The organism is Pseudomonas sp. Tof1, from assembly GCF_055390395.1.
On the sequence record NZ_AP024344.1, the window covers coordinates 5,946,691 to 5,967,117 of the forward strand.

At 62.2% G+C, this 20,427-nt stretch carries 17 protein-coding genes, 1 tRNA gene and 2 pseudogenes; 10 read left to right on the forward strand and 10 right to left on the reverse strand.

What is annotated here, in order from left to right:
- The 7 genes from lolB (at position 1) to ychF (ending at position 5,176) form a co-directional block, all read left to right on the forward strand.
- On the forward strand, positions 1-618 hold the full coding sequence (gene lolB / locus ACZ5KU_RS26795) for a lipoprotein insertase outer membrane protein LolB (RefSeq protein ID WP_054060642.1): 618 nt from the start codon (positions 1-3) through the stop codon (positions 616-618).
- Position 619: 1 nt separating this feature from the next.
- Positions 620-1,483, forward strand: a complete 864-nt coding sequence (gene ispE, locus ACZ5KU_RS26800) for a 4-(cytidine 5'-diphospho)-2-C-methyl-D-erythritol kinase (RefSeq protein ID WP_464736480.1) — start codon at positions 620-622, stop codon at positions 1,481-1,483.
- A gap of 23 nt (positions 1,484-1,506) precedes the next feature.
- Positions 1,507-1,581 (forward strand) — tRNA-Gln (locus tag ACZ5KU_RS26805).
- 46 nt (positions 1,582-1,627) lie between these two features.
- A complete protein-coding gene (locus ACZ5KU_RS26810) occupies positions 1,628-2,569 on the forward strand; it encodes a ribose-phosphate pyrophosphokinase (protein WP_003171603.1) in 942 nt (313 codons plus the stop codon).
- Between the two features lie 136 nt (positions 2,570-2,705).
- Positions 2,706-3,302: a 50S ribosomal protein L25/general stress protein Ctc gene (locus ACZ5KU_RS26815; protein ID WP_054060640.1), complete on the forward strand. Its 597-nt coding sequence runs from the start codon at positions 2,706-2,708 to the stop codon at positions 3,300-3,302.
- Positions 3,303-3,467: 165 nt separating this feature from the next.
- Positions 3,468-4,052 (forward strand): aminoacyl-tRNA hydrolase, encoded by a 585-nt coding sequence (pth, locus tag ACZ5KU_RS26820; protein ID WP_054060639.1) that lies wholly within the window; start codon positions 3,468-3,470, stop codon positions 4,050-4,052.
- 23 nt (positions 4,053-4,075) lie between these two features.
- Positions 4,076-5,176: a redox-regulated ATPase YchF gene (gene ychF / locus ACZ5KU_RS26825; protein ID WP_054060638.1), complete on the forward strand. Its 1,101-nt coding sequence runs from the start codon at positions 4,076-4,078 to the stop codon at positions 5,174-5,176.
- Between the two features lie 95 nt (positions 5,177-5,271).
- Here the strand turns inward: ychF and ACZ5KU_RS26830 are convergent, their stop codons facing one another.
- A complete protein-coding gene (locus ACZ5KU_RS26830; protein WP_464736481.1) occupies positions 5,272-6,093 on the reverse strand; it encodes a hypothetical protein in 822 nt (273 codons plus the stop codon).
- A gap of 260 nt (positions 6,094-6,353) precedes the next feature.
- Positions 6,354-7,123: pseudogene (locus tag ACZ5KU_RS26835) on the reverse strand (SDR family NAD(P)-dependent oxidoreductase).
- Between the two features lie 204 nt (positions 7,124-7,327).
- On the opposite strand from ACZ5KU_RS26835, the gene ACZ5KU_RS26840 reads away from it, so the two are divergent.
- A complete protein-coding gene (locus ACZ5KU_RS26840; RefSeq protein ID WP_464736482.1) occupies positions 7,328-8,476 on the forward strand; it encodes an aldose epimerase family protein in 1,149 nt (382 codons plus the stop codon).
- A gap of 82 nt (positions 8,477-8,558) precedes the next feature.
- Here ACZ5KU_RS26840 and araH read toward each other — a convergent pair whose 3' ends face one another.
- The 5 genes from araH to araD1 form a co-directional block, all read right to left on the reverse strand.
- Positions 8,559-9,527: an L-arabinose ABC transporter permease AraH gene (araH, locus tag ACZ5KU_RS26845; RefSeq protein WP_054063361.1), complete on the reverse strand. Its 969-nt coding sequence runs from the start codon at positions 9,525-9,527 to the stop codon at positions 8,559-8,561.
- 9 nt (positions 9,528-9,536) lie between these two features.
- Positions 9,537-11,081, reverse strand: coding sequence for an L-arabinose ABC transporter ATP-binding protein AraG (gene araG / locus ACZ5KU_RS26850; protein ID WP_054060634.1), 1,545 nt, complete (start codon positions 11,079-11,081; stop codon positions 9,537-9,539).
- A 61-nt stretch (positions 11,082-11,142) separates the two neighbouring features.
- Entirely contained in the window at positions 11,143-12,147 is a 1,005-nt protein-coding gene (locus ACZ5KU_RS26855) for a substrate-binding domain-containing protein (RefSeq protein ID WP_054060633.1), read from the reverse strand.
- 74 nt (positions 12,148-12,221) lie between these two features.
- Positions 12,222-13,097 (reverse strand): SMP-30/gluconolactonase/LRE family protein, encoded by an 876-nt coding sequence (locus tag ACZ5KU_RS26860; protein WP_054060632.1) that lies wholly within the window; start codon positions 13,095-13,097, stop codon positions 12,222-12,224.
- 110 nt (positions 13,098-13,207) lie between these two features.
- Complete coding sequence (gene araD1, locus ACZ5KU_RS26865) at positions 13,208-14,200, reverse strand: AraD1 family protein (protein WP_054060631.1); 993 nt, start codon at positions 14,198-14,200, stop codon at positions 13,208-13,210.
- Between the two features lie 191 nt (positions 14,201-14,391).
- On the opposite strand from araD1, the gene ACZ5KU_RS26870 reads away from it, so the two are divergent.
- Together ACZ5KU_RS26870 and ACZ5KU_RS26875 are read left to right on the forward strand one after the other, a co-directional pair.
- The gene (locus tag ACZ5KU_RS26870; RefSeq protein ID WP_054060630.1) at positions 14,392-16,128 is read left to right on the forward strand and encodes an IlvD/Edd family dehydratase; all 1,737 of its coding nucleotides are present in this window, start codon (positions 14,392-14,394) and stop codon (positions 16,126-16,128) included.
- Positions 16,129-16,237: 109 nt separating this feature from the next.
- Entirely contained in the window at positions 16,238-16,975 is a 738-nt protein-coding gene (locus tag ACZ5KU_RS26875; protein ID WP_054060629.1) for a FadR/GntR family transcriptional regulator, read from the forward strand.
- A gap of 3 nt (positions 16,976-16,978) precedes the next feature.
- Here ACZ5KU_RS26875 and ACZ5KU_RS26880 read toward each other — a convergent pair whose 3' ends face one another.
- The 3 genes and pseudogenes from ACZ5KU_RS26880 to dgoD all read right to left on the reverse strand — a co-directional run bounded on the left by ACZ5KU_RS26880 (position 16,979) and on the right by dgoD (position 20,395).
- Positions 16,979-17,782: an IclR family transcriptional regulator gene (locus ACZ5KU_RS26880; protein ID WP_054060628.1), complete on the reverse strand. Its 804-nt coding sequence runs from the start codon at positions 17,780-17,782 to the stop codon at positions 16,979-16,981.
- Between the two features lie 63 nt (positions 17,783-17,845).
- Positions 17,846-19,156, reverse strand: coding sequence for an MFS transporter (locus ACZ5KU_RS26885; protein WP_054060627.1), 1,311 nt, complete (start codon positions 19,154-19,156; stop codon positions 17,846-17,848).
- Between the two features lie 91 nt (positions 19,157-19,247).
- Positions 19,248-20,395: pseudogene (dgoD, locus tag ACZ5KU_RS26890) on the reverse strand (galactonate dehydratase).
- Positions 20,396-20,427: the final 32 nt, after the last annotated feature.

Below are 20,427 nucleotides of genomic sequence, written 5' to 3' on the forward strand. Positions count from 1 at the left end.
ATGTTCCTGCGCCACCTCGTTGTTTTCAGCCTGATCGCCCTGCTCGCCGGTTGTGCGGGCTTCGGCGCCCGTGAGTCCGTCGAGGGCCACGGCGACCCGGCCCGCTGGGCCAGCCACAAGCAGCAGTTGAGCAGCCTCGATGGCTGGCAGATCAACGGCAAGGTCGGCATCCGTGCGCCGAAGGACTCCGGCAGCGGTACACTGTTCTGGCTGCAGCGCCAGGACTACTACGACATTCGCCTGTCCGGCCCGCTGGGCCGGGGTGCCGCGCGCCTGACCGGGCGTCCCGGCCAGGTCTCGCTGGAAGTGGCCAACCAGGGCCGCTACGAGGCGCAAAGCCCCGAAGCCCTGCTGGAGGAGCAACTGGGCTGGAAACTGCCGGTTTCCCATCTGGTCTGGTGGGTCCGCGGCCTGCCCGCACCCGACAGCAAGAGCCGCCTGAGCCTGGACAACGACAGCCGGCTCGCCACCCTGGAGCAGGACGGCTGGCAGGTCGAATACCAGAGCTATGCCGAACAGAACGGCTACTGGCTGCCCGAGCGCCTGAAGCTGCACGGCCAGGATCTCGACGTCACGCTCGTCGTAAAGGACTGGCAGCCACGCCGGCTGGGGCAATGACATGAGCGCCCGCCAACTGACCCTGCCCTCGCCGGCCAAACTGAACCTGATGCTGCACATCATCGGCCGCCGGGCCGATGGTTATCACGAGCTGCAGACGCTGTTCCAGTTCCTCGACCACGGTGACGAGCTGCGCTTTGCCCTGCGTGACGACGGGGTGATCCACCTGCGCACCGAGTTCGACGGCGTGCCCCACGACAGTAACCTGATCGTGCGCGCGGCGAAAAAACTCCAGGAACAATCCGGATCGACGCTCGGCGCGGACATCTGGATCGACAAGATCCTGCCCATGGGTGGCGGCATCGGCGGCGGCAGCTCGAATGCCGCGACCACCCTGCTCGGCCTGAACCATCTGTGGCAACTGAAGTGGGACGAGGACCGCCTGGCGGCCCTGGGCCTGAGCCTGGGTGCCGACGTGCCGGTTTTCGTCCGCGGCCATGCGGCTTTCGCCGAAGGTGTCGGGGAAAAGCTCACACCGGTGGACCCCGAGGAACCGTGGTATGTCGTGCTTGTCCCGCAAGTCTCTGTAAGTACAGCAGAAATTTTTTCGGATCCGCTGTTGACACGTGACTCCGCGCCCATTAAAGTGCGCCCCGTTCCCGAGGGAAACAGTCGAAATGACTGCTTGCCGGTTGTTTCAAGGCGTTATCCGGAAGTACGTAATGCCTTGAGTTCGCTGGGTAAATTTACCGAAGCGAAACTGACCGGAACTGGAAGTTGTGTGTTTGGGGCCTTCCCAAACAAAGCTGAAGCTGATAAAGTCTCGGCCCTTCTTGCAGAGACCCATACAGGGTTTGTAGCCAAAGGCAGCAACATCTCGATGTTGCACCGAAAGTTGCAAAGTCTGCTCCAGGAATGCGAGTAGCAGCTACTCGTAGCAACAGATACAGGGGCGTCGCCAAGCGGTAAGGCAGCAGGTTTTGATCCTGCCATGCGTTGGTTCGAATCCAGCCGCCCCTGCCATTTTCTAATACTCATCCAGGTTACCCTCAGCCTTCAGGTACTGCGCGTGTCCAAGATGATGGTCTTTACGGGGAATGCCAACCCCGATCTGGCTCGGCGTGTCGTACGTCAGCTGCATATCCCTCTCGGTGACATCTCTGTCGGAAAATTCTCCGACGGCGAGATTACCGCTGAGATCAATGAAAACGTCCGCGGTAAAGACGTCTTCATCATTCAGCCGACTTGCGCTCCGACCAACGATAACCTGATGGAACTCGTCGTGATGGCTGATGCCTTCCGCCGTTCCTCAGCCACCCGAATCACTGCGGTGATCCCCTACTTTGGTTACGCCCGTCAGGATCGCCGTCCGCGCTCCGCACGTGTGGCTATCAGCGCGAAAGTCGTGGCTGACATGCTCACCGTGGTAGGCATCGACCGTGTCCTCACGGTTGACCTGCACGCTGACCAGATCCAGGGCTTCTTCGATATCCCGGTAGATAACATCTACGGCTCCCCCGTTCTGGTGGATGACATCGAAGACCAGCGTTTCGAAAACCTGATGATCGTGTCTCCGGACATTGGCGGCGTCGTGCGTGCACGTGCCGTTGCCAAGTCGCTGGGCGTGGATCTGGGCATCATCGACAAACGTCGTGAGAAGGCCAACCACTCCGAAGTGATGCACATCATCGGTGACGTCGAAGGCCGCACCTGCATTCTCGTCGACGACATGGTCGACACCGCCGGCACCCTGTGCCACGCGGCGAAAGCCCTCAAGGAACATGGCGCTGCCAAGGTCTTTGCCTACTGCACACACCCTGTGCTGTCGGGCCGGGCGATCGAGAACATTGAAAATTCCGTGCTGGACGAGCTGGTGGTGACCAACACCATCCCGCTGTCCGCCGCAGCACAAGCCTGTGCACGTATCCGTCAACTGGATATCGCACCGGTAGTCGCCGAAGCGGTTCGCCGCATCAGCAACGAAGAATCGATCAGCGCGATGTTCCGCTAAGGGCCCGGCCCTGGCAGACCACCCGTTGACGTAAAGCGCCCCGCCCCAACACACATGTTGGGGCGGGGCTTTTTTGCCCATACCGCTCACGTCGGTCGCAGACGTGCTCGGAAGATGGCTATTTTGGAGATACAAAATGACTGATTTCATCCTGAACGCCGAAGCGCGTAACGACCTGGGGAAAGGTGCGAGCCGCCGCCTGCGTCGTCTCGCCAGCCAGGTTCCTGCCGTTGTCTACGGTGGCGACAAGGCTCCTGAGTCCATCACCATCCTGGCAAAAGAAATTGCCAAGCTGTTCGAAGACGAGGCTGCCTTCAGCCACGTGATCGAGCTGAACGTGGGTGGCACCAAGCAGAACGTGATCGTTAAGGCCCTGCAGCGTCACCCAGCCAAGCAGTTCATCCTGCACGCCGACTTCGTTCGCGTTGTCGCTGGCAAGAAACTGACCGCTACCGTTCCTGTGCACTTCATCAACGAAGCGGCTCCAGTGAAGAAAGGCGGCGAGATCTCCCACGTCGTGAACGAGATCGAAGTTTCCTGCGAAGCCAAGGACCTGCCTGAATTCATCGAAGTCGACCTGGCCAACGCCGAAGTCGGTTCGATCATTCACCTGTCCGACCTGAAGGCGCCAAAAGGCGTTGAGTTCGTAGCTCTGGCACACGGTGACGACAAGGCAGTAGCCAACGTTCACGCTCCACGTGTTGCTCCAGAAGCAGAAGGCGCTGCAGAGTAATTTCACTCTGACGCCGGAGTGATTGGAAACATCGCGGACTGGAACGTAGCGAGAAAGCGGGCGAGAATGCGGAGTTTACATCATGGTAAATGAGCACTTTTCGTCCACTTTCGCCGCAACCGCCAACGGCGTTGTTATCCACCATTCCATAGAAGGGCCCCTGTCGTGACTGCCATCAAACTGATCGTTGGCCTGGGTAATCCAGGCACCGAATACGAACAGACCCGGCATAACGCAGGGGCCCTTTTTGTTGAACGCATCGCTTCGGCACAAGGCATCAGCCTCGTGGCCGATCGCAAGTATTTCGGCCTGACCGGGCGCTTCAGTCACCAGGGTCAGGATGTTCGCCTGCTGATTCCCACCACCTACATGAACCGTAGTGGCCAGGCCGTTTCGGCACTGGCTGGATTCTTCCGCATCAAGCCTGAAGAAATCCTCGTGGCGCACGACGAACTCGACCTGCCGCCCGGCGTTGCCAAGCTCAAGCAGGGCGGCGGGCATGGCGGTCACAACGGCCTGCGCGACATCATCGCGCAGCTCGGCAACCAGAACACCTTTCACCGCCTGCGGCTCGGCATTGGCCACCCCGGCGTTGCAAGCATGGTTTCAAACTTTGTCCTGGGTCGTGCGCCACGCGCCGAACAGGAAAAACTCGATGCCAGCATCGATTTTGCCCTCGGCGTGCTGCCGGATATTCTCGCCGGTGAATGGAACCGTGCGATGAAAAACCTGCACACCCAGAAGGCCTGACTCTTTACCCGAGGGGAAACACCATGGGATTCAACTGCGGCATCGTCGGCTTGCCCAACGTCGGCAAATCCACCCTGTTCAACGCCCTGACCAAATCCGGTATCGCGGCAGAGAACTTCCCCTTCTGCACCATCGAGCCGAACAGCGGCATCGTGCCGATGCCCGATTCGCGCCTGGCGGCCCTGGCCGAGATCGTCAATCCCAAGCGCATCCTGCCGACCACCATGGAATTCGTCGACATCGCAGGCCTGGTGGCCGGTGCGTCGAAAGGCGAAGGCCTGGGCAACAAGTTCCTGGCCAACATCCGTGAAACCGACGCCATCGCCCACGTGGTCCGCTGCTTCGAAGACGACAACGTGATTCACGTCGCCAACAGCGTCGACCCGAAACGCGACATCGAGATCATCGACCTGGAACTGATCTTCGCCGACCTCGAAAGCTGCGAGAAGCAACTGCAGAAGGTCGCGCGCAACGCCAAGGGCGGTGACAAGGATGCCGTGGTCCAGAAAGGCCTGCTGGAACAACTGATCGCCCACTTCACCGAAGGCAAGCCGGCACGCAGCCTGATGAAGAACATGAGCGCGGAAGAAAAGGCGGTGATCCGCGGCTTCCACCTGCTGACCACCAAGCCGGTGATGTACATCGCCAACGTCGCCGAAGACGGCTTCGAGAACAACCCGCTGCTGGACGTGGTCAAGGCCATCGCCGACGAGGAAGGCGCAGTGGTGGTGCCGGTGTGCAACAAGATCGAGGCGGAAATCGCCGAACTGGAAGACGGTGAAGAGAAGGACATGTTCCTCGAAGCCCTGGGCCTCGAAGAGCCTGGCCTGAACCGAGTGATCCGCGCCGGTTACGAAATGCTCAACCTGCAGACCTACTTCACCGCCGGTGTCGAGGAAGTCCGCGCCTGGACCGTGCGTGTCGGCGCCACCGCCCCCCAGGCTGCCGGCGTGATCCACACCGACTTCGAAAAAGGCTTCATCCGCGCCGAAGTGATCGCCTACAACGACTTCATCCAGTACAAGGGCGAAGCGGGCACCAAGGAAGCCGGCAAATGGCGCCTGGAAGGCAAGGACTACATCGTCAAGGACGGTGACGTGATGCACTTCCGCTTCAACGTGTAAGCGTTGCTGGAATCGAAGAAGCCGCGTTGATTCGCGGCTTTTTTGTGGGCGCTCCGATATGACCTACAACCGGAGATCCCCTTACCATCGGCGACTCATCGGAGGCAGTTCAGAGACTCAGCTCGCTGCACAGGCTCCGGCAGGTTCATCGGTTCTGGAAAGTCGGTATCGGCCGTCATCAAGTGACCGATGTCCATGTGACCCCAGAGCCAACCTGCATACAGTTGCCGGCTGAAACAGGTAAAAAACCGCTCCTTGTCGCCCCATCTCGGCTGCCATGCCGTATCCATCAAGGTTCGGGCCGACGCACTGTTGCCAGAATAGATGTAGGTCAGCATATCGCCCCATAACAGGGTGGGCGGCCACGGATCCTTGCTATCGATCTCTTCCTTCAAGAGCTCCTGCGCATCTTCCTCCAACTCGGCATACGATGGCGCCGGTTTGCGCATAGCATCAACGTCCAGTACATAGCGTCCTTGTGCGGCATCCCAACTGAGCGAGATCTGCGGTGCAGGACTGCCTTCAAATGAGTGATGCCAAGATGCGAAACTGAAATCGTAGAAACCCAATGTCGGCCCGTCATGAGCGACCGCTTGTATATCGATCTGATCCGAATTGAGAGCCTCGATATCTTGCATATGCAGCGTTGGCGAAAAACTGATGACGTGCAACGTATCGCAACAATTAGCGCCACCACTGAAGCCTTGCACGATCATGTTCGGTGCATGGGTGGGGTCCGGGTCTGTATAGAGAACGTAGTAGTAGAGGTCGCGGAGCGTGATCGGCTGGGAACCTTCGCGCGTCAAGGTCACGATTTTTTCGATGTCATCCGCCTTGGACTCCAGCTCTGGTTCGGACACCTGGATGCTCGTATCGCCGACGGCTGAACTGATCAGCTTCTTGGGCTCGGCTTCCACAGCCCAAACCTGGCTCATCGCAAGACACAAAAGCCACAAGGCACACCCACACATATGCCGGATGCGTTTACGGTAAAGAGAGCGAAACATCTGGCGTCCTATGTTTGCCCTGATCTATTGGGCGTCAGTGTGTAGAGGTCAACTCATCCCGGTTCAAGCTTTGCCGCATTCAGGGTGGGTTGCCGGTTGTCGACGACACACCGTGTTGGATCGAGGCTGGCCCCCCGCGTAGGAACGGGCCAGCCCCTACTGACCCAACTTTATACCCACCCCCCATCGACAATAAAGTTCTGCGCCGAGCACATGGACGACACCTCGGAAGCGAGGAACAGCGCCATGTTCGCGATATGGACAGGCTCGACGCTCCCCGGCAGGCACTGGCTGCGGCTGATCAGTTCCCTGGCGGCATCGTCCACCCACAGCGCCAGCTGCTTTTCAGTCATCACCCAGCCTGGCACCAGGGTGTTGACCCTGATACGCCATGGCCCCAGCTCCCGTGCCAGGGCCCGGGTCATGCCATGGGTCGCCGCCTTGCTGGCAGCGTAGACCGGGTACCCGCTGGAGGCCATCATCCAGCCGATGGAGCCCAGATTGATGATCGCGCCCTCCCCGGCGGCCTTCATCATCGGCACCACCGCCCGGCTGGCGAAAAAGGCATGCTTCAAGTTGACCGAGATCAGCTTCTCGAAAGTCTCCGAGTCCACTTCATCCAGGGTGTGACGGACATCGTTGGCGGCATTGTTCACCAGGACAGTCACCGGCCCCAGGGTTTGCGCAAAGCCTTCGATCGCCACCTTATAGGCGATCTCGTCGGTGATATCGCAGTGAGCGAACTCGACCCTGTGACCTTCGGCCGACAGTCGGGCCACCAGCCGCTCCCCCTGGGTCTTGGCCATATCCACGAAGGCGACCTTGGCCCCTGCCGCGCAAAAGCGCAGACCATGGCCTCGCCGATCCCGGAAGCCCCACCGGAAATCAGCACGGTCTTGCCTTTCAGATCCGTGTACACGGCGCCTGCTTCATGACTCATATGACGGTTACTCCACGGTAGGCACTTGAATGCAGGCCGCTGGACCCCGGGTGTGCTGGAGTTCCCACTTTCACCTGCCAATCCAATTAGTCTTATTTTATATTGAAAAAACGACAGATCAGGCTATAAATCTACTGCCTTAACGACAAAATATCGCAAATTAGTAGAACTATTCAACTTAAAACAATAAATGGAGGTTCGACCATGTTGCACTCCCGACACCCGCTTTGCGGCCTTGGACTGTCCCTGATGATTGCCAGCCAGGGCCTCCAGGCCAGTGGCCTGTCCAGCGAACACAAGGCCTTTGGCAAGACCCATGATGGAACCGCGATCGAGCAGTATGTGTTGCGCAACAGCCATGGCCTACAGGCCACGGTCATCACCTACGGCGGCATCCTGCAGTCATTGAAGGTGCCGGACAGGAACGGCAAGGTCGACGACGTGGTACTGGGCTTCGACGATGTCCAGGGCTACCAGAGCGGTACCGCGTTCTTCGGCGCCACCATCGGCCGCTACGGCAATCGCCTGGCCAACGGTGCGTTCGAGCTGGACGGCAAGCGTTATCAGGTGCCGCTCAACGATGGCCCCAATTCCCTGCACGGCGGCCCGCAGGGTTTTGACAAGCGGGTCTGGAAAGCCCAGCCGGTCAGCGGCAAGGACTCGGTCGGGGTGAAGTTGAGCTACCTCTCGAAGGCGGGGGAAATGGGGTTTCCCGGCAACCTGAATGTCGAGGTCACTTACAGCCTCAACGACCATAACGAGCTGCGCATCGACTACAAGGCAACCACGGACCAACCAACGGTATTGAACCTCACCAACCACAGCTACTTCAATCTCGCCGGAGCCGGCAACGGTGATGTGCTCAAGCAACTCGCCACCTTGTACGCCAGCCATTACACCCCCGTCACCCGCAGCCTGATTCCCACCGGTGAACTGGCTCCGGTGGCCGGTACGCCGATGGATTTTCGTCAGCCGACCGCCATCGGCCAGCACATCAGGGATGATCATCCACAGCTCAAGTTCGCCGAGCCGAAGCAGGGTGGCTTCGACTTCAACTGGGTCCTGGATGCCAAGGGCGACGTCAGCCGACTGGCCGCCGAGGTGCACGACCCGCAATCCGGTCGCCACCTGCAGCTCTACACCAGCGAGCCCGGGGTGCAGTTCTACACCAGCAATTTCCTCGACGGCTCGGTCAAGGGCAAGGCGGGCAAGGTCTATGCACATTGGGGGGCGTTCACCCTGGAAACCCAGCACTACCCCGACTCGCCGAACCAGCCGGGCTTCCCGACCACGCGGCTGGATCCGGGCCAGACCTATACCCAGAACACCATCCTGAGGTTCTCGGCCAACTGAAAACCTGCTGGAGCTGCCGGGCCTTGTCGAGGCTCTGCAGCTCCAGCAGGTTGGAGGTACGGCGATAGCTTGCGCCGAAGGATCAGCGCTGCTTCAGGCGATCGATCACCACCGCCAGCAGCAGGATGGAACCGCGAATCACGTACTGGTAGAACGTGTCGATGTTCTTCAGGTTCATCGCGTTCTCGATGATCGCCAGAATCAGCACCCCGGCAATCACGTGCCGAATCATGCCCACCCCACCGCTCAACGACACCCCGCCCAGCACGCAGGCGGAAATCACCGTCAGCTCGAAGCCCTGGCCGATCATCGGCTGGCCCGAGGTCATGCGCGATGCCAGGATCACCCCGGCCAGGGCACCCACGACTCCGTGCACGGCAAAGATGACGATCTTGGTCCGATCGACATTGACCCCGGCCAGCAACGCCGCCTCCTGGTTACCGCCAATGGCCATGGTATTGCGCCCGTAGGTGGTGTAGTTGAGCAACCAGCCAAAGAACAGGAAGCAGGCGATGGTGATCAGGATCGGCACCGGCACACCGAACAACTGGCCATTGCCGTAGACGAAAAACGAGTCCTGGGACACGCCCACCGCCTTGCCGTTGGCAAAGATATAGGCCAGGCCCCGCACGATCTGCATGGTCGCCAGCGTGGTGATCAGGGCGTTGACCCGCAGCTTGGCAATCACGATCCCATTGATCAGCCCGACCAGCAGCCCCATCAGCAGCGCTGCGGCGATACCGAGAAACACGCTGTCGGTGTCCCGCATCACCACGGCGGCCACCACCCCGGCACAGGCGATCACCGAGCCCACCGACAGGTCGAAATGCCCGGACGCCAGGCAATACAACATGGTGCAGGCGGCGATGCCGGTGGTGGAGATCGCCAGGCCCAGGCCCCGCATGTTCAGCGGCGACAGGAAGTTGTCGATCAGCAGGGTGCAGAGGACGAAGATCCCCAGCGCGGCCAGCAGCATCGCCCAGTTGTCCAGCAGGCTGCGCAGGTCCAGGGGTTTGCGCGCGACTGGCAACGTATTGTTTTGGCTTGTCATGGTCACCTCTCAGTTCTCCAGGCCATCGGCGCGTTGGCGCGGCAAGGCCAGTTGCAGCAGGTTGGATTCATTGGCCTGTTCACGGCTCTTTTCGCCCCGCATCGCGCCTTCGCACAGCACCAGGATGCGGTCGGAAATGCCCATCACTTCCATCAGGTCGCTGGACACGACGATGACCGCAATCCCGCTGGCCGCCAGGTCATGGATGATCTGGTAGATCTCGGCCTTCGCGCCGACATCGATGCCGCGGGTCGGCTCGTCGAGCAGCAGGACTTTCATCGGCATCGACAGCCAGCGACCCAGAATGGCCTTCTGCTGATTGCCCCCGGACAGATACAGGATTTTCTGCGCCGGATTGGGCGTTTTCACTTTCAGCGCCTTGATCTGCTTGTCGGCGTTGCCCTTCTCCCAACCGTCACGCAACAGCCAGCCAAAGGTGGAATGGGCGCGGCGGGCGCTGATGTTGATGTTCTCGGCAACACTGGAGAGCGGCATGATGCCCTCCTTCTTGCGGTCCTCGGGGCACAGCAGGACACCGGCGGCAATGGCGTCGCGCGGCGAGCGCAACTGCAGAGCCTCATCGCACAGTTGCAGGCTGCCGGCGGTCATCCGCTCAAGGCCACCCAGCAGGCGCAGCAGCTCGGTACGGCCCGCCCCGACCAGGCCGAACAGGCCAAGAATCTCGCCCTTGTGCGCCTCGAAACTCACCGGCTCGCGCAACCCCGGCCCCAGCAGGCCATCGACCTTGAGCGCCACCGCGCCGCGTGGACGAGGGCGGTAATCGTAGATGTCCTGAATGTCGCGACCGACCATGCAGGTGACCAGCTGATCGTGGGTCAGCGTGCTCATGTCCTCGAAGGTACGCACGTAGCGCCCGTCCTTGAATACGGTCACCGCATCGCAGATACGGAACACTTCCTCCATGCGATGGGACACGTAGAGCACCACCTTGCCCTCGTCCCGCAGGCGTCCGATGATCGCCATCAGGCGTTCGATCTCCCGGGCCGACAGGCTGCTGGTGGGTTCGTCGAAGGCAATCACATGGGCGCCACGGGACAGGGCCTTGGCGATCTCCACCAACTGCCGCTGGCCCAGGGACAGGCGGCCCACCTTCTGCTGCGGGTCGATCTCGTCGGCCAGGCCCTTGAGACAGTCCAGCGCATGCTGGCGCAAAGCGCTGCGGTTGATCACCCCGAAACGGCTCGGCAAATGCCCGAGGAACAGGTTCTCCGCCACGGTCATTTCCGGCACCAGGTGCAACTCCTGGTGGATGACGGCCACGCCACAGGCGATGCTGTCGGCGGCGCACTTGAAGGCCATCGTCTGCCCGCCGATCTGCAGATGGCCGCTGCTGGGGCTGTAGGCACCGCCGAGAACCTTGAGCAAGGTCGACTTGCCGGCGCCGTTCTCCCCCATCAGGGCATGGACCTGCCCCGGGTGGGCAGTGAAACTGATACCGTCCAGCGCCTTGACCCCGGGGAAGGTCTTGCCGATCCCGTTGAAACACAAACTGGCGCCAACACTGTGCTGCTGTCTGTTCAATTGCGCATGCATAACCACCTCGTCACCCCGACCAGGCGGCCCCGTCGCCAAGGCCGCCGAGCAAAACCGACCGTCACTTCCACAGGCCGATCTTTTCCAGTTCCTGCTTGAAGTTGTCGCGTGTGATCAGCGTCACCTCATCCATCGCGGTGTACTTCGGTGGTTCCTTGCCGGTGGTGACCCATTCGAACATCATGCTCGCGGTGTTGTAGCCCTCCAGGTGCGGGCTGGGCAGCATCGAGCCGAAAAAGCCGCTGCTGGGTTTCTTCAGTTCGCCGATGGCGTCGGTGCCATTGATCCCGACACCAATGACATTGGCGGCGGCAAAACCCGCGCTCTCGGTGGCACGCACGCCACCCAGCACGGTGTTGTCGTTCATGCCGCCGATGATCAGGTTTTTCGCCGAAGCCGGCAGTTTCACCAGTGCCGAGCTGGTGGAATCCATGCTGCCCGGCACGTCGAGGGTCTTGAGCGGCGTAAACAGGATGTGGTCTTTCGGCAGGCCGGCGGCCTCCAGGGATTTGACCGAACCGTCGGTGCGCTTCTTGCCGGTGTCGAGCTCGTTGTAGGTATTGATCACCGCGTAGGTGTCCTTCCAGTCCCAACCGCGCTTCTTCGCTTCGGCGGCCATCGCGGCGCCCTGTTTCTGGCCCACTTCGTACGCGGCCATGCCCAGGTAGGGGACGTCTTCCATGAACTTGCCGCTGGCGTCGACGAAGCGGTCATCCACGGCGATCACTTTCAGGTCGTTGGCCTTGGCCTTCGCCACGATCGCCGGGCCCAGGGACACGTCCGGCGGGCAGATCACGAAGCCCTTGGCACCGTTGGCGGCGAGGCTGTCGATGGCCGAGAGGGTTTTCTCGCCGTCCGGCACGGCGATCTTGATCAGGGTAAAGCCCTTGTCCTTGCTGGCCTTTTCGGCGAAAGCCCATTCGGTCTGGAACCAGGGCTCCTCCGCCTGCTTGACCAGAAAGCCGATCTTCACCGGTTCGGCAGCCTGCAACAGACTGCCCAGGCCGAACGCCGATACCGCCAGGGCGGCACAGCACAGGGAACGGATACCGCGATGACGATTCATGAGGTGACTCCTTGTTTTTGTTGTGTCTTTCATGAGAACGAGTTGTGAAGCGGTGCAACCTGATGCGGGTAAAACTATCCAGCGAATCGATGACAGCGTGTCCCCGGGATGTCCAGCTCGATGGCCAGCACCGCACCATCCAGGGGGTGCTCGAACGGGCTGGCGGCGCTGGTGATGTACAAGGTGCGCAGGTCCGGGCCACCGAATACGCAGCTGGTGGGCCGGCTGACGGGCAATTCGATCAGCCGGTCGACTTCGCCATCGGGGGCCAGCCTGAGCAGGCAGCCTCCGTCCCAACGGGCGTTCCAGCAATAGCCTTCGGCGTCCATCGCCGAACCGTCGGGCACGCCACGCGGATGTGGGCCGAACCACTCCTGCGCCGGCCCGAGCTGGCCGTCGCCGGCAATCGGATACTGATACAACGTGCCGTCCAGGCTGTCGCCAAAATACAGCTGGGTGCCGTCCTCGCTCCACAGCAAGGTATTGGGGATCCCCAGGCCGCGTAACAGAGGCGTCGCACGTGCATCGGCATCGATCCGGAACAGACCACCGCGACGATGCCGTACGGGAAGATCCTCGCCCCGCTCGCCGATATTGTTCTGCATGGTGCCCAGCCAGAGTCGACCCTGGGCATCGCAGCGGGCCTCGTTGGCGCGGTTGCCCGGTTGCGGATCGGCGATACACAGCAGCGTCAGGCGCGGCGCCTGTGGCGCACTGGCGAGATCCAATCGATACACGCCACTGCTCAGGGTCACCAGAGCATCGCCGCTCTCACAGGGAATAAAGGCCGACACCGGCTCCGGCAACTGCCAGGCCTGCAGGCCGGCGCCGCTCAGGCGCAGCGCCTGCCGGCCGGCGATATCGACCCAATACAGGGCCTGACCGGGCGCGTCCCAGAACGGGCCTTCGCCCAGTTGCGCACGGTGTTCAGTCACAGCGGTCCACGACATGAGGCCTCCTGGCTTGCTTTTGTTTTCAGACGCCGATGAGGTTGTGGGCCCTGGCACAAGGGCATTGGCGCAACACGATCCCTGTAGGAGCCGGGCTTGTGTCGCTTTCCCTAAAGCATCCCTATGGCTCCGGGCACCAGCACCGCGTCGACGACGCCCACACCATTGATCAACGGCGCACCGAACTCCGCCTGACTGATCTCGAACACATCGCCCGGCTGCGTACGTACACCGTCGGCGAACGACAGGGTCGCGGTGCCGAAGAAGTGAATGTGCACGTCACCCGGACGCAGGAACTGGCTGTACTTGAAGTGGTGGTACTCGAGATTCTCCAGGCTGTGGCACATGTTGGCTTCGCCACTGAGGAACTCGCTCTGCCACACGACCTCGCCATTGCGCAAAATGCGGCTGCTGCCCACCAGGTGCCGGGGCAGCTCGCCCACCCGCAGCTCTGGACCATAGCTGCAATTGCGCAACTTGGAGTGGGCCAGGTACAGGTAGTTCTTGCGCTCCATCACATGGTCGGAGAATTCGTTGCCCACGGCGAAGCCCAGGCGATAAGGCTTGCCATCGTGGCCGATGACATACAGGCCGCCGATTTCCGGCTCTTCGCCGGCGTCTTCGGCAAAGGGTGGCAACGCGAAGGGCTGGCCCGGGCGCACGACGATGCTGCCGTCGCCCTTGTAGAACCATTCCGGTTGCACGCCGGCCTGACCGGAGGCGGGTTTGCCGCCCTCCACACCCCATTTGAAGATCCGCAGGCTGTCGGTCATCGCGCTGTCGTCACCGGCCTGCTGGTGCATCTTGTCCCGCGCCGCCGCACTGCCCAGATGGGTCAGGCCGGTGCCGCTGACCAGCATGTGGGCCGGGTCCGGGTGATCCAGCGGCGGCAGCACTCTCAGCTCGGCCAGCAACGTGGCGTAGTCGTGGCCGGCACCCAGGCCGAGGCTCTCCACCTGACACCGCAGATCGACGCCCGCCTCGATGGCGGCCAGTGCCAGCTCGCGCACCGTGCGCGCCAGACGCACCTCGCGTACCTGGCCCTCCTCGACCACTCCCACCCGACGCTCGCCGTTGCTCAATTCGAACTGGACCAAACGCATGAAGCTTCTCCTGATTGCCTGCCAAGCACGAGTGGTAACGCGGGCAACGGCGCCAGAGCGCAACGCCCTACCTCAGTTGAAACCGACTATATAGTATTACTATTTACTCAACAACACTTCCAAACATGAGATTTTGAGCTTATTTTAGCCCGCAGGAAGCACAATATAGTCTTACGATAAGAGAGCTGACCATGTCTGATAAAAAACTCGACCTGCGTTCCGCCCACTGGTTCGGTACCGCCGACAAGAACGGCTTCATGTACCGCAGCTGGATGAAGAACCAGGGCATCGCCGACCATCAGTTCCATGGCAAGCCCATCATCGGCATCTGCAACACCTGGTCGGAGCTGACCCCGTGCAACGCGCACTTCCGCCAGATCGCCGAGCATGTCAAACGCGGGGTGATCGAGGCCGGCGGTTTTCCCGTGGAGTTCCCGGTGTTCTCCAACGGTGAATCGAACCTGCGTCCGACCGCCATGCTCACCCGCAACCTGGCCAGCATGGACGTCGAGGAAGCCATTCGCGGCAACCCGATCGACGGCGTGGTGCTGCTCACCGGTTGCGACAAGACCACCCCGGCGCTGCTGATGGGCGCCGCCAGTTGCGACGTGCCGGCCATCGTCGTCACTGGCGGGCCGATGCTCAACGGCAAGCACAAGGGCCAGGACATCGGCTCGGGCACGGTGGTCTGGCAGCTCAGCGAACAGGTCAAGGCGGGCACCATCAGCCTCGACGACTTCCTCGCGGCCGAGGGCGGCATGTCGCGTTCGGCCGGCACCTGCAACACCATGGGCACCGCCTCGACGATGGCCTGCATGGCCGAGGCACTGGGCACATCCCTGCCCCACAACGCGGCGATTCCGGCGGTCGACGCGCGGCGCTACGTGCTGGCGCACATGTCCGGCATGCGGGCGGTGGAGATGGTCCGGGAAGGCTTGAAACTGTCGAAGATCCTCACCCGGCAGGCTTTCGAAAACGCCATCCGCGTCAACGCCGCCATCGGCGGCTCGACCAATGCGGTGATTCACCTGAAGGCGATCGCCGGGCGCATCGGCGTCGAACTCGATCTGGACGACTGGACCCGCATCGGCCGCGGCATGCCGACCATCGTCGACCTGCAACCGTCCGGGCGCTTCCTGATGGAAGAGTTCTACTATGCCGGTGGCCTGCCGGCGGTATTGCGCCGCCTCGGCGAAGCCAACCTGATTCCCCACCCCGACGCCCTCACCGTGAATGGCAGGTCGATCGGCGAGAACACCCGGGACGCACCGATCTACGGTAAGGACGAAGTGATTCGGCCGCTCTCCAACCCGTTGCGGGCGGACGGCGGCATCTGCGTCCTGCGTGGTAACCTGGCTCCTCTGGGGGCCGTGCTCAAGCCCTCGGCCGCGACCCCCGAACTGATGCAGCATCGCGGTCGGGCGGTGGTGTTCGAGAACTTCGACCAGTACAAGGCGCGGATCAACGACCCGGAACTGGAGGTCGACGCCAGCTCGGTGCTGGTGATGAAAAACTGTGGGCCCAAGGGTTATCCCGGCATGGCGGAAGTGGGCAACATGGGGCTGCCGGCCAAGCTGCTGGCCCAGGGTGTCACCGACATGGTGCGCATCTCCGACGCACGCATGAGCGGCACGGCCTACGGCACGGTGGTGCTGCACGTCGCGCCGGAAGCGGCGGCCGGCGGCCCGCTGGCCTGTGTGCAGGAGGGCGACTGGATCGAACTCGACTGTGCCAATGGCCGCCTGCACCTGGACATTCCGGACGCCGAACTGGCGGCGCGCATGGCCGACCTGCAGGCACCGAAGCCACCGATCGCGGGCGGCTATCGCCAGTTGTACATCGACCATGTGCTGCAAGCCGACCAGGGCTGCGACTTCGACTTCCTGGTAGGTTGCCGTGGCGCCGAGATCCCGCGGCATTCCCACTGACCGGCAGGCCATGGCGTCGTCACCCGGCGGCTCAGGCACGCGAGAGCACCTGATGAAGCCGGGAGCGATGTTATGATGCAACCCTTTTCACCAGAGCACCGTCCCGTCCATGGATCAGCAGCCCTCCAAGCCACGCAAGAACACTCCGCGCAAGAGCATGCATAACCGGATCGTTCAGGAACTGGGCATGCAGATTGTCTCCGGACGCTTCAAGCCGGAAGAGCGCCTGCCCATGGAGTCGACGCTGTGCGAGGAGTACCAGGTCAGTCGCTCGGTGCTGCGCGAAGCCACCCGGGTGCTCAGCGCCAAGGGCCTGGTGTACTCCAAGCCGCGGGTCGGTGCAGTGGTGCGCCCGCGCCCGAAGTGGCACCTGCTCGATCCCGACGTGCTGACCTGGCTGATGCAGTCGACGCCCCACAGCGAGTTTTTCAACACCCTGGCCGGCGTGCGCCGGATCCTGGAACCGGAAATCGCCGCGATGGCCGCCACCACGGCCACCGACGAAGACATCGCGGTGATCGAAAAAGCCTACCTGGCCATGGAGAAGGCGCAGACCCACGAGCAGCTGCTGCAGGCGGACCTGGATTTCCACCGGGCGATCGCCGACGCCACCCGCAACGATCTGCTCGCCTACATGTGCAACATGTTGTCGTTGCCCCTGCGCGAATCCATCAGCATCACCAACCGCCGCCCCGATATTCAAGGGCTCAGCCTACCCCGGCACAAGGCGATCCTCACCGCCATCCAGAATCGCGACGCCCTCGGTGCGCGACATGCCTCGCTGGTGCAGCTCGACGATACCCGGGTCGCCCTGGATACCGTGATGAACATCCTCACCCCGCTATAGCACTCAGGCCCTCGCCCCCAACTCCGCGGAGAGCCGGGCGGCGACCTGTTTGATCAACGGCACCAGCTCGGCCATTTTCTCCAACGGCATATAGGGCACGGTACTGGCGATGCTGATCCCGGCGACGATCTGCTGGCTGGCATCGCGTATCGGCGCCGCGACACAGCGGATCGACGGCTCGTTGTCCTCCAGATCGAAGGCGTAGCCCCCCGCCACGTATTCCAGCATGCGCTGCTCGAACTGCTCCCAGGATGAGACCGGCTGCAACGGCCATGACGGGGTCCTGCCGCCCACCGGCAAACTGATCCGATACAGGCGCTGCCACTCTTCTGGCGAGTCATCGAGCAGCAACGCCTTGCCGATCCCGGTGCGCGCCAACGGCATGCGGTGCCCGACCCGCGAACGCATTTCCGGGCCATTACGGCCGGGATTCTTGTGCAGGTACAGCACGTCATCGTCTTCACGGATCGCCAGGTGGATGGTATCGCCGGTCAGCGCCGACAACTCATCCAGGTACGGCCCGGCCAGGGTCACCAGCGGTACGGCCTCGCGCGCCTGGAACCCCAGCTCGATCAGCCTGGGGCCGAGCAGGTAACCGATTTGCGGCACGACCCGCAGATAGCGCTCCTCCACCAGGCAACTGGCCAGGCGATGGGTGGTGCTGCGGGTGGTGCCGATCAGCCGGGCAATCTCCTTGAGATCGCGGGCCCCACTGGCCACGGCCTGGACCACCGCAAGACCGCGCAGCAGCGTCTGGGTCCCCGTCGGTGCGGCGTCCTTGGCGTTTTTCGCGGCGTCTTCCTGCATATCCGGCCTTCAACAATGAGCGAGAGAACGGGCGGCATTATGGTCGCCCGCTCTTGCCCTTGCCTAGAGTTCGATCCGCGCCACCTTGCCCACCAGCACCACATAGGACAGCGCGCCGATCAATGCCAGCGCGGCGATGTAGGTGATCCCGGGGGCGAAGGAGTCGCCGCTGACGAGAAAGCCGATCACGATCGGCGTGGCGATCGCCGCCAGGTTGCCGATGCAGTTGAATACTCCGCCCGTCAGCCCCAACAGGCGCGCCGGCGCCAGGGTCGAGACCAGCGACCAACTGATCGAGGCCATCCCGTTGCCGAAAAACGCCAGCGCCAGGCAGGCGATCACCCAGGGTGTCGATTCGACGAAGTTGGCCCCGATGATCACGGTGGAAATCAGCAGGCCGCCGATGATCGGCAACTTGCGGGCCAGACCGAGCGTCGCGCCACGGCGGATCAGCCAGTCGGAGAACAGCCCCGAGCACAGCACGCCGACGAAAGCCGCGAGAAACGGCACCGAGGCCAGCAGGCCGGACTTGATGAAATCCATGCCGCGGTATTTCACCAGATAGGTCGGAAACCAGGTCAGGAAAAACCACAACGTCGAATTGAGGCAGAACTGCCCGAGGTAGATGCCCCACAACTTGCGCTGGCTCAACACGATACCCAGGTCGGTCCAGCTGAACGGCGCCTTGCGCCGGGCGGTCTCGGCCTGGATATCCACCAGCCCGCCGCCCTCGCGGATCAGGTCGATTTCCGCCGGGTTGACCCCCTTGAACTCCCGCGGCTCGCGATACACCGCGTACCAGACGAACGCCCAGAGAATGCCCACCACACCAGTGCTGATGAACACCATGTGCCAACCGTATCGATGCTGCAGCCAGGCCAGCAGCGGCGTCAGAAAGGCCAGCCCGACGAACTGCCCGGAGGTGTAGAAACCGATGGCGGTCGCGCGCTCGCGCTCGGGAAACCAGGTGGTCACCACACGGCTGTTGATCGGATAGGCGGGAGCTTCCAGCGCCCCCACGGCCATGCGCAGGACGAACAGCGCGATGAAGCTGGCAGCGAAACCGAGCAGCAGCGTGGCCGCCGACCACAACAACAGCGCCAGACTGTAGAGCAGGCGTGGTGGCACCCGGTCCACCAGCCAGCCACCGGGGATCTGCATCGCCGCGTAGGTCCAGCCGAACGCCGAGAAAATCAGCCCGACATGAATCGGGTCGATCCCCAGTTCACTGGTCAACGCGGGGGCGGCGATCGACAGGTTGCTGCGGTCCAGGTAGTTGATCACCACGGTGATGAACAGCAGGACCATGATGAAAAAGCGCTTGCGGCTCGGCGTCAGCAACGACGCCTGCCCGGTCAGGACTTCCGGTTGCATGGGTGTGCCTCTTCTTATGGTTATTGAGGGCGTTCATTCACAACGATGTCGGGGTCCGCTCACGGCCCCTCCCTGATGGATCAGCCCGCCATCACCACTCGGCAAAACTGCCGTCGGCATGGCGCCAGATCGGGTTGCGCCAGCGATGACCGATGGCGGCGCGTTCCGTCACGTAGGCCTCGTTGATCTCGATGCCCAGCCCCGGGCCATTCGGGATCTTCACGAACCCCTGGTCATAGTCGAACACCCGAGGGTCCCTGACGTAATCCAGCAGGTCATTGCTTTCGTTGTAATGGATGCCCAGGCTCTGCTCCTGGATGAAGGCGTTGTAGCAAGCCGCATCCAGTTGCAGGCAGGCCGCCAGGGCAATCGGGCCCAACGGACAATGCAACGCCAGCGCCACGTCATAGGCTTCGGCCATGTTGGCGATCTTGCGGGTTTCGGTGATGCCGCCGGCATGGGAGGCATCCGGCTGGATGATGTCGACGTAACCTTCGCTGAGCACCCGCTTGAAATCCCAGCGCGAAAACAGACGCTCCCCAGCGCGATCGGCGTGCTGGTCAGCGGTGCCAGCTCCTTCAGGGCCTCGTAGTTTTCGCTGAGCACCGGCTCCTCGATGAACATCAGCTTGTAGGCGTCGAGTTCCTTCATCAACACCTTGGCCATTGGCTTGTGCACCCGGCCATGGAAGTCCACGCCGATGCCGACGTTCGGCCCCACCGCGTCGCGCACGGCGGCGACGTTGGCCAGGGCCAGGTCGACCTTTTCGAAACTGTCGACGAATTGCAGCTCTTCGGTGCCATTCATCTTCACCGCAGTGAACCCCCGGCCGACGGCTTCCCTGGCAGCCCGGGCGGTGTCGGCCGGACGGTCGCCGCCGATCCACGAGTACACGCGGATACGCTCGCGCACCTGACCACCCAGCAGATCGCTGACCGACACTCCCAGGGCCTTGCCCTTGATGTCCCACAGCGCCTGGTCGATCCCGGCCAGGGCGCTCATGTGCACGGCGCCGCCACGATAGAAGCCGCCGCGATAGAGCACGGTCCAGATGTCCTCGATATTGCGCGGGTCCTTGCCGACCAGGTAATCCGACAACTCATCGACCGCCGCCGCGACCGTGTGGGCCCGACCTTCGACCACCGGCTCGCCCCAACCGGTCACGCCTTCATCGGTTTCGACCTTGAGGAACAGCCAGCGTGGCGGAACGATAAAGGTCGTCAGCTTGGTGATTTTCATCGTGTCGTCTCTCTTGTCGGGATGCAGCGCAC

Excerpts from the sequence above, each read along its gene's own strand:
- araD1 (WP_054060631.1), bottom strand. The coding sequence starts at position 14,200 with ATGCGTTTGGTCCAGTTCGAATTGAGCAACGGCGAGCGTCGGGTGGGA.
- ACZ5KU_RS26885 (WP_054060627.1), bottom strand. The coding sequence starts at position 19,156 with ATGCAACCGGAAGTCCTGACCGGGCAGGCGTCGTTGCTGACGCCGAGC.
- ACZ5KU_RS26855 (WP_054060633.1), bottom strand. The coding sequence starts at position 12,147 with ATGAATCGTCATCGCGGTATCCGTTCCCTGTGCTGTGCCGCCCTGGCG.
- araH (WP_054063361.1), bottom strand. The coding sequence starts at position 9,527 with ATGACAAGCCAAAACAATACGTTGCCAGTCGCGCGCAAACCCCTGGAC.
- ACZ5KU_RS26860 (WP_054060632.1), bottom strand. The coding sequence starts at position 13,097 with ATGTCGTGGACCGCTGTGACTGAACACCGTGCGCAACTGGGCGAAGGC.
- ACZ5KU_RS26840 (WP_464736482.1), top strand. The coding sequence starts at position 7,328 with ATGTTGCACTCCCGACACCCGCTTTGCGGCCTTGGACTGTCCCTGATG.
- ispE (WP_464736480.1), top strand. The coding sequence starts at position 620 with ATGAGCGCCCGCCAACTGACCCTGCCCTCGCCGGCCAAACTGAACCTG.
- ACZ5KU_RS26815 (WP_054060640.1), top strand. The coding sequence starts at position 2,706 with ATGACTGATTTCATCCTGAACGCCGAAGCGCGTAACGACCTGGGGAAA.
- ychF (WP_054060638.1), top strand. The coding sequence starts at position 4,076 with ATGGGATTCAACTGCGGCATCGTCGGCTTGCCCAACGTCGGCAAATCC.
- lolB (WP_054060642.1), top strand. The coding sequence starts at position 1 with ATGTTCCTGCGCCACCTCGTTGTTTTCAGCCTGATCGCCCTGCTCGCC.
- ACZ5KU_RS26880 (WP_054060628.1), bottom strand. The coding sequence starts at position 17,782 with ATGCAGGAAGACGCCGCGAAAAACGCCAAGGACGCCGCACCGACGGGG.
- araG (WP_054060634.1), bottom strand. The coding sequence starts at position 11,081 with ATGCATGCGCAATTGAACAGACAGCAGCACAGTGTTGGCGCCAGTTTG.
- ACZ5KU_RS26875 (WP_054060629.1), top strand. The coding sequence starts at position 16,238 with ATGGATCAGCAGCCCTCCAAGCCACGCAAGAACACTCCGCGCAAGAGC.
- ACZ5KU_RS26870 (WP_054060630.1), top strand. The coding sequence starts at position 14,392 with ATGTCTGATAAAAAACTCGACCTGCGTTCCGCCCACTGGTTCGGTACC.